The sequence below is a fragment of the Allobosea sp. TND4EK4 genome (assembly GCF_900156025.1).
In the GTDB taxonomy this organism is placed as follows: Bacteria; Pseudomonadota; Alphaproteobacteria; order Rhizobiales; family Beijerinckiaceae; genus Allobosea.
Genome location: NZ_FTMO01000028.1, coordinates 1 through 12,454, shown reverse-complemented (window position 1 = coordinate 12,454; position 12,454 = coordinate 1). Strand labels below are relative to the sequence as shown.

7 protein-coding genes, 1 pseudogene and 1 riboswitch are annotated in these 12,454 nt (G+C 63.5%); of the genes and pseudogenes, 4 read left to right on the top strand and 4 right to left on the bottom strand.

From position 1 onward, the window contains the following. Positions 1–139: 139 nt before the first annotated feature. The 4 genes and pseudogenes from BW981_RS22780 to BW981_RS20830 form a co-directional block, all read left to right on the top strand. A pseudogene (locus BW981_RS22780) lies at positions 140–247 on the top strand (integrase core domain-containing protein); the annotation flags it as partial. Between the two features lie 42 nt (positions 248–289). Beyond that, positions 290–503: riboswitch (cobalamin riboswitch) on the top strand. Between the two features lie 108 nt (positions 504–611). Continuing rightward, complete coding sequence (locus BW981_RS20840) at positions 612–3,503, top strand: ribonucleoside-diphosphate reductase subunit alpha (protein ID WP_076442724.1); 2,892 nt, start codon at positions 612–614, stop codon at positions 3,501–3,503. Between the two features lie 29 nt (positions 3,504–3,532). Further along, a complete protein-coding gene (locus BW981_RS20835) occupies positions 3,533–4,660 on the top strand; it encodes a ribonucleotide-diphosphate reductase subunit beta (protein ID WP_076442748.1) in 1,128 nt (375 codons plus the stop codon). Between the two features lie 548 nt (positions 4,661–5,208). Further along, positions 5,209–6,429 carry an AraC family transcriptional regulator gene (locus BW981_RS20830; RefSeq protein WP_139333880.1) on the top strand — a complete coding sequence of 407 codons (1,221 nt, stop codon included), beginning with the start codon at positions 5,209–5,211 and terminating at the stop codon, positions 6,427–6,429. Positions 6,430–6,544: 115 nt separating this feature from the next. Here the strand turns inward: BW981_RS20830 and bla are convergent, their stop codons facing one another. From bla to BW981_RS20810, 4 genes are all read right to left on the bottom strand, one after another. Continuing rightward, positions 6,545–7,492 (bottom strand): subclass B3 metallo-beta-lactamase, encoded by a 948-nt coding sequence (gene bla / locus BW981_RS20825; protein ID WP_076442720.1) that lies wholly within the window; start codon positions 7,490–7,492, stop codon positions 6,545–6,547. 220 nt (positions 7,493–7,712) lie between these two features. Further along, positions 7,713–9,329 (bottom strand): carbohydrate porin, encoded by a 1,617-nt coding sequence (locus BW981_RS20820; RefSeq protein WP_076442718.1) that lies wholly within the window; start codon positions 9,327–9,329, stop codon positions 7,713–7,715. A gap of 104 nt (positions 9,330–9,433) precedes the next feature. Then, positions 9,434–10,894: a CoA transferase gene (locus tag BW981_RS20815; protein ID WP_076442716.1), complete on the bottom strand. Its 1,461-nt coding sequence runs from the start codon at positions 10,892–10,894 to the stop codon at positions 9,434–9,436. A 39-nt stretch (positions 10,895–10,933) separates the two neighbouring features. Continuing rightward, a complete protein-coding gene (locus BW981_RS20810; RefSeq protein ID WP_139333879.1) occupies positions 10,934–11,857 on the bottom strand; it encodes a neuromedin U in 924 nt (307 codons plus the stop codon). Between the last annotated feature and the right edge of the window lie 597 nt (positions 11,858–12,454).

The following is a 12,454-nucleotide window of genomic DNA, read 5'->3' as shown; positions in this document are numbered from 1 at the left end:
ACCGGACGGCATGTCGACCTTCCGAGAACGACGTGACGACGGTCCCCCTGCCCGAGGGCGCCCGGGCATGAACAGACTGGGCGGCGGCCACCGCAAGGTCGAAGCCCGCACTGGCCTGCCCCTTGAAAAGGGGTCCTCCGTGAACGGCGGGATCTTCTGCAGCCTCGCCGAAGCCAAGACCGTCATCGAGAGTTGGCGCCAGCACCACAATACCAGGCGCCCGCACTCCTCGCTTGGCGACAAGCCGGCCATGCGCACGCCACGCATTGACAGCGGGAACGTCAGGCATACTAAATATAGTGGTCACGGTCTCTCGAATCAGATGATCGAGAGCTAAGAGGGAATTCGGTGCGCCCATCAGGCAATGCCGGAGCTGCCCCCGCAACTGTTGGCGGTGAGCCTACGTCCATATTGCGCCACTGAAGCCATTTCGGCTTCGGGAAGGCAAGGATGCAGGCGACGACCCGCGAGCCAGGAGACCTGCCGCGACAGCATGAATCGTCCTCGGGCGGGGTGTCCCGGTGGTCGCTTGTCGTCTTGCCGGCCCCTTCTGCCGGACTGGGCACGCGTCCGCTCGGCCTTTTGCCCCCAACAGAAGGGGTCTCAAGCCGATGTCCTTAATCGCCGAAGCCGCGTTGCGGATCGAACCAGATCAACCACCGACCGCGCCGCGAGCAGCGCGGCCGGCTTCCGAACCAGCCTATCAGGTGATCCGTCGCAACGGCACCGTCACGCCGTTCGACGCCTCGAAGATCGCCGTCGCGCTCACCAAGGCATTCCTCGCCGTTGAGGGAAACAGCGCCGCCGCCTCGCGCCGCGTCCACGATATCGTGGCGGAGCTTGCCGAACAGATCGTCGCCGGCCTGACCAGGCGAGCCGATGCCGGGCGGACTTTCCACATCGAAGACATTCAGGATCGGGTCGAGCTCGCGCTGATGCGCGGCGAGCATCACAAGGTTGCCCGCGCCTATGTGCTTTATCGCGACGAACGGGCACGCGAGCGTCTGGCCGAGAAGCAGGCTGTGGCGGAGGACACAACGGCTGCCCTGCATGTGAAGACCGAGGACGGCGGCCTCATCGCGCTGGATGAAGCGCGTCTGGCCGCGATCGTCGAGGAAGCCTGCGCTGGCCTCGATGCGGTTTCGTCGGTGCCGATTCTCGCCGAGGCGCGCCGCAACCTCTACGACGGCATCACGCTGGACGAGCTGTCGCTGGCGCCGATTCTCGCCGCCCGCACGCTGGTCGAGCAGGAGCCGAATTACGCCTTCGCCTCAGCGCGCCTGCTGCTCGACCGGTTGCGGCGCGAGGCGTTGACCTTCGTCGCCGGCCGGGCGGAACAGGCGACGCAGGCGGAGATGGCGACGCGCTATGCGAGCTATTTCCCGGATTTCGTCAAGACGGGCATCGAGGCCGAGCTGATCGACCCGGAACTCGGTCGCTTCGATCTCGTTCGTCTCGGCGCGGCGCTGAAGCCCGAGCGGGACCTGAACTTCCAGTATCTCGGCCTCCAGACGCTCTACGACCGCTATTTCCTCCACACCAAGGGCAGGCGCTTCGAGCTGCCGCAGGCCTTCTTCATGCGCGTGGCGATGGGGCTTGCGCTGCGCGAGATCGACCGCGAGGGCAAGGCGATCGAGTTCTATGACCTCCTGTCCTCCTTCGATTTCATGGCGTCGACGCCGACGCTGTTCAATTCCGGCACGACGCGGCCGCAGCTTTCCTCCTGCTTCCTGACCACCATCGGCGATGATCTCGACGCGATCTTCAAGGGGGTGAAGGACAATGCGCTGCTGGCCAAATATTCGGGTGGGCTCGGCAACGACTGGACACCGGTGCGCGGCCTCGGCGCCCACATCAAGGGCACCAACGGCGAGAGCCAGGGCGTGGTGCCGTTCCTGAAAGTCGCCAACGACACCGCCATTGCCGTCAACCAGGGCGGCAAGCGCAAGGGCGCGGTCTGCGCCTATCTGGAGACCTGGCATGTCGATATCGAGGAGTTCCTCGACCTCCGGAAGAACACCGGCGACGACCGTCGCCGCACGCATGACATGAACACGGCCAATTGGGTGCCTGACCTGTTCATGGAACGCGTCGAGGCCGACGCGGAGTGGACGCTGTTCTCGCCGGACGAGACACCGGACCTCCACGACCTCTACGGCAAGGCGTTCCGCAAGGCCTATGAGGCCCGCGAGGCGCAGGCCGCGGCCGGCGAGCTCAAGGTGTTCCGCAAGGTCCGTGCGCTCGACCTGTGGCGGCGCATGCTGACCATGCTGTTCGAGACGGGGCATCCATGGGTGACCTTCAAGGATCCGTGCAATATCCGCTCGCCGCAGGGCCATGTCGGCGTCGTGCATTCCTCGAACCTGTGCACGGAAATCACGCTCAACACGTCGAAGGACGAGGTGGCCGTATGCAACCTCGGCTCGGTGAACCTCCTCAACCACATCACCGAACAGGGCCTCGACCTCGAGCGGCTCGGAAGAACCGTTGGCACTGCCATGCGCATGCTCGACAATGTCATCGACATCAACTTCTACACGATCCCCGAGGCGCGCGCGTCGAACCTCCGCCACCGTCCGATCGGCCTCGGGCTGATGGGTTTCCAGGATGCGCTGCAGAAGCTGCGTATTCCCTATGCATCGGAGGCGGCAATCGAGTTCGCCGATCGCTCGATGGAGGCGATCAGCTACCATGCGATCTCGGCATCGGTCGATCTCGCCGCAGAGCGGGGCCGCTACGCCAGCTTCGAGGGCTCGCTGTGGTCGAAGGGCATCCTGCCCGTCGACTCGATAGAGCTGCTGGAGGATGCGCGACCGGGTGTGCAAATGGATGCCACCACGACGCTCGACTGGGAGATGCTGCGCAAGCGGGTCAGGAAGACCGGCATGCGCAACTCCAACACGATGGCGATCGCGCCGACGGCGACGATCTCCAACATCTGCGGCGTGTCGCAGTCGATCGAGCCCGGTTACCAGAACCTGTTCGTCAAATCGAACATGTCGGGCGACTTCACGGTGGTGAACGCCCAGCTCGTGCACGACCTGAAGCAGCGCGGTCTGTGGGACGAGGTGATGGTGTCGGACCTCAAATATTTCGACGGCTTGCTCGGCCGGATCGACCGCGTTCCCGATGACCTCAAGGCGCTCTACGCGACTGCTTTCGAGATCGACCCGGCATGGCTGGTTGAGGCGGCGTCGCGTCGCCAGAAATGGATCGACCAGGCGCAGTCGCTCAACCTCTACATCGCCGATCCGAGCGGCAAGAAACTCGACGAGCTCTACCGCCTGGCGTGGCGCAAGGGCCTGAAGACCACCTATTACCTGCGATCGCGTTCGGCGACCCATGTCGAGAAATCGACGCTGAAGGGCACCGACGGCAAGCTTAACGCTGTCTCCGCAACGGTCGTTGCGGTGCCTGCCGCAACACCGGTCGCGATCGGCACGAAGCAGGCCTGGGGCAAGGCCTGCGCCATCGACGATCCCGAATGTGAAGCCTGCCAGTGAGCAGCCCGGAAGAAAGAAAGGAGAACAACATGCTCGACTGGTCTGAGCCGGAAACCAATCTGTTGGTCGCGGTCCCTTCCGAGCCCGCCGAGGTTCCTGCCGCCGATGCCACAGGCCTTGGCGAGATCGAGCGCGGCGCGGCACGCGTGTCGGTTGGCGACAAGCGTATGATCAATTGCCGCGCCGACGTGAACCAGCTCCTGCCGCTCAAATATCGTTGGGCGTGGGAGAAGTACCTTTGCGGCTGCAACAATCACTGGATGCCGACCGAAGTCTCCATGCAGGCCGATATCGCACTCTGGAAGTCGAAAGACGGTCTGACGGACGATGAGCGGCGGATGATCAAGCGCAATCTCGGCTTCTTCGCCACTTCCGAGAGTCTCGTTGCCAACAACATCGTGCTGGCGATCTACCGCCACCTCACCAATCCGGAATGCCGGCAGTATCTCTTGCGGCAGGCGTTCGAGGAGGCGGTGCACACCCATACCTTCCAGTACATCGTGGAAAGCCTCGGCCTCGATGAAGGCGAGTTGTTCAATATGTATCGCGAGGTGCCGTCGATTACCGACAAGGCAGCCTGGGCGCTCGAACACACGCAAAGTCTCGACGATCCGTCGTTCGCCACAGGCGCGCCGGGGGCCGATCAGGCCTTCTTGCGTGATCTCGTCGCCTTCTACGTCGTGTTCGAGGGGATGTGGTTCTACACGGGCTTCGCGCAGATCCTCTCGCTCGGGCGGCGCAACAAGATGGTCGGCATTGCCGAGCAGTACCAGTACATCCTTCGCGACGAGTCCATCCATCTGAACTTCGGCATCGATGTGATCAACCAGATCAAGATCGAGAATCCGCATCTCTGGACCATGGCTTTCCAGGATGAGGTGCGGGGTATGCTGAAAGACGCCGCCGAACTGGAGGCCGCCTATGGCCGCGATACCATGCCGCGCGGCTTCCTCGGCCTCAACGCGTCGCTGTGCGAGCAGTACATGCACTTCATCGCCAATCGCCGCTGCGCCCAGCTCGGCCTCAATCCGGTTTTCGCCGAGGCCGGGAACCCGTTCCCCTGGATGAGCGAAACGATGGACCTCAAGAAGGAGAAGAACTTCTTCGAAACCCGGGTCATCGAGTACCAGAATGGCGGTGCGCTCAGCTGGGATTGAGCGGTCGTATAAACGTGATGGCCGATCTGGACTTCGATCTGATCGATCAGCGCATCGGCCTCGTCCCTGCGCTGTGCGAGCAAAAGCTGCCACGCCTTGGCGAGGCCGATGCGGGTCTCGGCCAGAGTCGAGCGCAATCGGCCGGGCGCTGCCGCGCGGCGCCGCAGCGGGACGCGAAAAGGCCCGGGGGTGATCTTTGCCTCGACCCCGATCGACCCGGCTTCCGATGGCGCGAAAGCCGCCAGAGCAGTACCGACGGTCAGCATCGTCCCACCGTCAGCCGGCAACATGCCTGCGTTCATCGGCAGCTAAGCTCTGTGTTCCGTGCGTCCGCATTCCCTGGGTCCCAAAGCAGTCACCGCCGGCCATGGCGGCCGAGCGCCTCCGGCGCGGCGGATCGGACCTTCAAGCCAGAGCAAGATCGTCTCCGTTGAGGGCCGCTCCGCATCACCGGCTACGGTTTGCGATCGTCATCGCAAGGGGCGGATCCGAGAGCCGCGCGCGGTACGACGACAATCGCCGCCAGCCGCTGCAGCCGGTGGCCAAACTTGGCCGACGGCGATATGGGAGAGAAGGCATTCGATGGCCAACATCCGGCGAATTGCGGTCAAATCGTCGTGGAGCCGCCGTCGACCTCCGATGGATTGCGCATGTTTGAATTTGGCCCCGACGAGAGAGTGTATTCTGTCCTGAAGATCGGAAAGATCGTCGACTGTCTCAGCGCGGAAGGCATTCCGCTGCGAGCGGCGCTGGAGGGCATTCGCCTGTCTGAGGCGGAACTGACGTCCCCACTGACAAAGGTATCCGTCAATCAGATCGTACAGTCATACAGAAACGCGCTGAAGCTCAGCCAAAACCCGGGTTTCGGGTTCCATGTCGGCGCCCAGTTTCACGTCTCGACCTACGGCATGTACGGCCTTGCGCTTCTGGCCGGGGTCGACTTCCGGCAAACCGTTTCCTTCGCCTTGAAGTACTATCAACTCACCGCCCCGCTCGTGAGCGTGACCTTCGAAGAACGGAATGCGAGGGCGGCCTGGTCGATATCGGTCCTCCCGTTCCGATCTCTCAACTCGCCGTTGCAGGACTTCATCGTCGAGCTGCAGTTCGGTGCGCTTCTTTGCGTGCACCGCGACCTGATGGGTCCGGATTTCCGTCTCGCGCAGGTCCATCTGACGGGTCGCAGACCCGCCGCTGAGGCGCGCCATAGCAGACAGTTCGGCTGCGAGGTTCTGTACGAGCAGACGCAGAACAGGTTCATCTATCCTGCGGAATGGCTCGACAAGAAGCCGGCGCTGGGCAATCCCGTCACCCATGCTCAGGTCGCCCAGATCTGCGACACCTTGCTGACCGAGGTGAAACAGAGCGCGGGTGTCGCTGGCAGGGTCCGCCAAGTGCTGCTCGCTCAGCTCGCGTCGCCGCCCGGTGCCAATGCCCTGGCTGCGCAACTCGGTCTCAGCCCCCGCACCCTGCGCCGACGGCTTCAGGACGAGAATACCACCTACCGCGAGCTGATCGACGCTCTGCGCGCAGAGACCGCCATCCGCTATATGCGCGAGACCCGCCTCACCGTCGAGAACATCTCATTTCTGGTCGGCTTCAGTGACCCGGCCGCGTTTCGCTACGCATTCAAGCGATGGACGCAGACGGCCCCCAACGCGTTCAGGCGATCCGGCTCCCCCATGAGCGGCAACCAGCCCTGTGATGGGGACAGCGTCGTTGCGGCTGGACAGGATCAGGCCGGGGATCAGGCCGAGCGCCAGGCGGGCTGATCGTCGAGAGACCGCTGACCGACCCGGCCGAGCGGATGGCCGCCCCCCGCTGACGGGTCAACACCGCTTCAACGACCCGCCGGAGCAGGCGTAGGCAACCGGTGCAACCGGTCGTTCACCTCGACCGGCTGGGGGCACCCAGTTCATCGTCGACCTGATCTTCAAAGGCGCGCTTCTTTCCGGCGACGAAGCGCCTGTAGCCCTCTGCGTCGGCCCAGGCTCTGACGCCCTCCGTCTCCGCACGCTTTCGCTTGCCTTCGAAGTCGTAATATTCGTTGTGCTGTGCCAGCCAGATGTCCGGTTTGATCATCTCCAGCCTGTAGTGCGTCTTGCGGTAGTCCTCCGCAATCCCGGGGTAGGACGGGTCCTTCGCGATGCGGTAGCCCGGGTTGAATCCCGCCCCGTCGGGAAACGCCACCACATAGGCCTTGCCGTCGACGGCCAAGTTGGCGATCCATGTGGTTGCGCCGCGGGTGTGCCCGGGCGTGTGATACGCCGTGAGAAGCACCTCACCCAGCTGGACGGTGTCTCCGTCGCGCAGGACGCGATCCACCTTCACCCCCTCGTAGGCCAGATCATCGCGATATTTGAAGTCATCGCGGTCGCCGCTCTCCATCGCCGCGACATCGTCCTGCATGATCGCCACCTGCGCGCCCGTGAGCTTCTTCATGAAGGCGAAGGCCCCCGCATGATCGATATGGGCGTGGGCGTTGATCATGACCTTGATGTCTTTCGGGCTGAATCCGAGCTTGCGGATCGAGTCCAGGATCATCGGTCCCGATGACGGCATGCCCGTGTTCATCAGGATGTGCCCCTCCGATGTGGCGAACAGGAACACGCCCAACCCTTTCGTCCCCACGAAGTAGATGGGGCCGATGATCCCCACCGGCTCGGTCGGCTCTTCCCATTTCAGCGCCTTGTTCGCCCAGAAGACAAAGAGCTTGTTGTCGTTCGCCAGCTGCTCCTTGGACGGCAAGGTCTGCGGCAGCGTCTGCGCGGTCGCTGGAAAGGCGAGGGCTGAAAGCAGTGTCGAAGCTGCGACAAGGCGGGCCGAGATCGACATTTCGTTCACTCCGACCTCGATTGGGTGGATCGTCTCGTGGTGACAGAAGCGGTGACCGGTCGCACACAACCCATGCGAGGCCGAGCGTGTCGCCGGCGGCCTTGATGTCTGCCGCGCCTCAGGGCTGTGCGGCTTTCATCCGCGGACGACGAGCGCGCCGACAATGCCGGCAGGACGAGAGGCGCTGCATCCTCGTATGGCATCGACGTAACCCCAACGATCACCACGCGGTTGTGAGGCGGACCTGGAAGACGTCAGCGCTCTTGCGTCGCTCCGCGACCTCGGCCGCGAGCGGATGCCAGATATGCTGATAGCTCGGGATCAGGCGCACGGCCGGTGTGACGGCGAAATTGTAAAACACTTCCATCCCGCTCTCGTCGCGAGCCGCGGCTTCTCCACGCGAGATCGCCGCGATGCTGGTCTTCAGCTTGTCGCTGATCTTGTTGTAGTAGTAGCCAACGCCGAAGCTGTCGTGCTCGCGGTGAGCGAGCAAGCCGTGGGCGAACAGCGCAATGCTGACATCGCTGGTGATCGGATTGGTGTCTTCGGGGGCATAGCCGGCCCGCGCGAACATGCCGACGCCGCGGATCGGTTCACCGGTCTTCCGCTTGCGCGCCACGGTCTCCGCATCGTCCTTGACGACCAGATATTGCGAGACGTTAGCCAGCACGAACCAGCTGCGGTCCTTGAAATTCGTCGGCAGGCCATCAGTCGCGGCCAGGCCAAGCAGGCTGCTGATCGCCTGCGTCGCCGCAGCCGGCGAGGCCAAGCGCCCGAATGGCGACTCGAGATTGACCTTGGGCTTGTTGGACCAGTTGTACGCCGGCGAAAACTGACCGGGTAGACCACCGAGATCGTAGGACATGATGGAGGTCAGATAGATGTTGACCTTCTCGAAGGAGTTGGATTCGGCGAAGCGATCAGCCTTGGTGTAGGGGTCGAGCACGCCGCCTGCGATGACGAATTTCGGGCTGAAGGCCCAGACGCCGAGCGCGCCCAGCGCGGTCGGATTGTAGAAATTCGTGGTGATCGGGTTCTTGTTCAAATTGAAATTGGCGAAGTGATACTTGAAGGCGTTGCCGAATGCGGTCTGGTCGGGAATGAAGACGTCGCTGATCTTTCCGACCACGACGCTGGCCTGTTTGGTGAGTGCCTGCACCAGGAAATACTCAGAGGGCAGGAAGCTGTTGCGCAGCGTCGGGTCGGGCAGGACGAGGCCAGTATAGTGCGGTACCCCGGTGCCGGCTGTGAATGTATTCGTCGGACTGTCGCCAAGGCGCGCCTGCGCGGTGAAGTGAAGAAGGCCGCCGGGCCACCAGCCGGCGCGGCCGGTATCGATATTGACCGAGAGCTGCGTGTTATGGACGAAGGCCTGGCCGGTCCTGATACCGCCGGAAGCGACGTTCTGATAGTAGCTTGTGGAGTACAGATCGAAAAAGAAGCCGTTGCGCGCCAGTTCGGTGCGGGTGCCGTTCCAATCTCCGAGGAGCTGGGTGCGCTGGGTGATGTCGCCCGTCACGGTGCCCGGCAGGCCGTACACGGGTCCGTTGTTGAAATAGACGAAAAGGCCTGGCGCCAGATTGGCCAGCGAGGTCTTGTCGGTCGGCACCGGCCCCCACGGCGCGACAGGCGTGGCCGCGCTTGGAATCGATGCCGCGGCAGCGCTGCTTTTGGTCTTGGCTCGGCTGCTCCGCTTGGCCGGCGGCTGGACCACCGGCGCGGGAGCGGGCTCGGCGCCAACATTGCCCAGCTGTACCAGACCTTCATTGGCGGATGCTGCATCGGCGGCCAGAAGGACCGCCGCAACGCTGGCATAGCGAAGCAATTTCAAGGTCATGACGCGCGTCTGCCATGGACGTGAAGGATGATGAGAGTCGACGGACGGCACGCATGAGGAGCCGGTTTGCGGGTCCGTGTTCCCGCTGGCCTTGTCTCGCCGCATCACGCCGTCTCCTGGCGCCATTCCGGCTTGCTCGCGCCGCGCACCGTGACGATCGGGTCGGTCCAATAGCCGGGCGTTTCGGAGAAGGTGACCGCCGGCGCCAGCCGGTACAGCTCGCCATAAGGCGTCTGGCCCGTCACCGTCTCGGGCGGCAACAACTGGTTCTGCTCGCCGGTCGCTGCGCGCTCGTCGCGGCTCACGAGGCCCAGAGTGGGGTACCACATGGCGTTGCGGGTCAGGCAGATCTTGACGTGGTAGGAACCGCCTTCGCGGGCCCGTCGGATCAGGGCCGCCGTGATTCCCGCAGCGCCCATATAGCCGGCGATGTAGTCGTTCATCACAATGGTCGGCGGCAGCCGCGGGCGGTCCGGCGTGCCCTCGTTGAAGGTGAAGCCGCTGACGCACAGCGCCTCCATGTCGAAGCCGCCGCGATTGGCCCATGGCCCGTCATAACCGTAGCAGCGGACCGAGCAGTAGATGATGCCGGGACGCCGCGCCGCCAGTTCCTGCGGCGAGAAGCCGAGGTTGCTCAGGCAGCGGCCGCGATAACTGTCGACGAAGACGTCGGCTTCAGCCGCAAGCGCATGACCGCGCTTGTTGCCGTCGGGCGACTTCAGATCGAGCCAGGTGGAGCGATGACCGGCGACGGGGTCGATCGCCAGCAACTCGTGCTCGAACTCCTGCGGACGAGCGATCTGCAGGACATCGGCGCCCTGCTCGGCCAACGTCCTTGACGCCACATTGCCGGCGATCACATGGGTGGCGGACAACACGCGCAGCCCCGTGAAGGGCCGGGCCGCCGGCTGAAAGGGCTCAGGCGCGCTGTCTGCGATCTTCTCGATCTCGATCAGCGGTTTTGTGGCCAGGAGTTCGCCCTGCGGATGCCGCCGCCACTCCTGCTCGGAGCGGCACATGGCGAAGATCATGTTGCGTTCGGCTGCGGCGTCGTCGAGATCCTGGGCGTCCCATTTCAGGATCGCATTGGCGACGCTGGCGCGCTCGTGCGAGCAGCGCAGCAAGGACAGCCACTCGTTCGTCATGTGCGGATAGACGCCGGTGGGCAGCACCCAGCGGCCGTCCTTCGTGAAGTACAGATCGAAGGCCAGCGGATTGCCGGCGGCGTAGGGCACTTGATAGGGATAGCCGTTCACAGTCGGCTTGAACCGATACAGCGGATTGACGCCGTGGATCGCCTTCCGCAGGTCGATCGAAAGATCTTGCCCGCGTCCGGTCCGGAGCGCCCAGACCGCGGCGGCGCCAGCGGCGGCGCCCATCATCGGGATCGCGATGGAGGCTCCGATACGATGCGGGCTGTCAAAGATCGGGTCGGCGCCGGCAAAACGGATCGTGCCGCCGGTTGCGTCGGGAGCGAGGCCGATTCCGGCCATGAAGTCGCCGAAGGCCGCATCAATATCGAACGGCTTGGCACTTGCTGCTGAAGGATGAGCTGATGTGTCCACGGTCACATCCTGTCCGAATAACAATGGTTCGACGGAGGATCAGGTCTTTGGAAACAGAAACTGCACCTGCATTTGCAGGGTCCATTTCGCTGCACCGGCCGGTCTCGCTACGTTGTGAAAGACCTGGACGCGGGCGTTGATCGGCTGATCGTTGAACTTGAAGACCCGGCCGATGCCGCCGCCGATCGGAATCGTCCAGCGGTCGCTGCTCCGTGACAACCAGTCCGCGGTCATCACGGGGGCGGATGACAAGTACCAGCCACCCGCCATGTTGTAGTTGATGAAGGGATTGAGGGTGAGCTTATTGACGCGTGGCCCCTCGCTGCCTGCCCACATGTTGTTGGCGAGAACGCCGATCACCCACGGTCCGTGAATGGTCAGAGCAGCCAGGGCCGGGCCTGCGCCCCATTTGTTGACGCCCAGCATGTGGTCCGTCGCGGTCGGGAGCTGAAACTGCGGTCCGAGGCCGATCAGAAAGGAGCCGGTATGCGACGGCACCAGGTAGAATTGCGGTTGCAGCGTTCCGAGCCCGAATTCCGCACTCTGGCTCGGCGATATGCGTGGCTGGCTGATCACCGGCGTGATCCAGCGGGTGACCAAATTCCAGTCTGAGTTGAGATGAAACGGAATGACGGGCTGGATCAGCAATACGTTCTGCGTGTGGCGATGCGGTCCCGCCAAGAAGTTCGTATTGTTCTGAAACGGAATGCTGATCATGTTGGAGATCGGATTCTGGGCCGCCGCGGGGTCGACCCCGTTGTGTGGCTTCGACAATGTGGCCGCGTCCGGCGGCGCCGAGAGCTTCGGGCCTGGGATCAGCTTCTTCGGCGCAGGCTTGGTGGGCACGGCTGCGCCGATGTTGTCGGCCGGCTTTGTCTGCGCGATGGCCACTGTCGCAGATCCGAGCATCGCCAGCACCGCCAATCCGGATCCGCTGATCAGACTTCCCCCCACGCTCGACACCGCTGGTCGCTCCTCTCTGCGCAGCGGAAAGCCCGCTGGTCGGCGCCGACGCCGGTTTGGACGTCCGCAACCTCTGCGAAAGGCCATTCAGGGATAAGGCGAGAGTCGGCCAAACAAAGGTGACGAGCGGCCAAATCGCGTAGCGTTGCTCGTCAATGCGCGATCAGGCTGCATTAGGCCTGCAACGGCCTCTTGGTTTCCAAGACTGCTGAGGCCTGCGTTGTCAGATAATCCGGATGCATCACTATGAAACGGGCCGGATCGGGAGAATGCCAAAGCGTTCGGACCCCTACGCCCACAGCATTCGCATCAGTGGCCCAGCCTAAAGAACACCGGTCACTCATCGGGCCAGATGCGCCAATACCTGCCATTCGATGCCTGCCCCCAAGCAGACATGGACGGGCAAGCTTGGCCTGTGGCCGCTGTCGGTCCTAAGCCGCAGCCCACGCCTCTTCGCATCAGAGCGGACGATCTGCCCATGAAGGTCTTGTTTATGCGAACTGGGGGCTCACCAGCTGTAGCGAAGTGCGCCCTTGCCGCCGAAGCTGCGGGAATTTCTGGCGAATTCACCCTCGAACAGCGCCGCGAGCGCGAGGC

What these genes read in the sequence shown, in the direction of transcription:
- BW981_RS20840 (WP_076442724.1), top strand. Translation starts at nt 612, where the DNA reads ATGTCCTTAATCGCCGAAGCCGCGTTGCGGATCGAACCAGATCAACCA.
- BW981_RS20835 (WP_076442748.1), top strand. Translation starts at nt 3,533, where the DNA reads ATGCTCGACTGGTCTGAGCCGGAAACCAATCTGTTGGTCGCGGTCCCT.
- bla (WP_076442720.1), bottom strand. Translation starts at nt 7,492, where the DNA reads ATGTCGATCTCGGCCCGCCTTGTCGCAGCTTCGACACTGCTTTCAGCC.
- BW981_RS20820 (WP_076442718.1), bottom strand. Translation starts at nt 9,329, where the DNA reads ATGACCTTGAAATTGCTTCGCTATGCCAGCGTTGCGGCGGTCCTTCTG.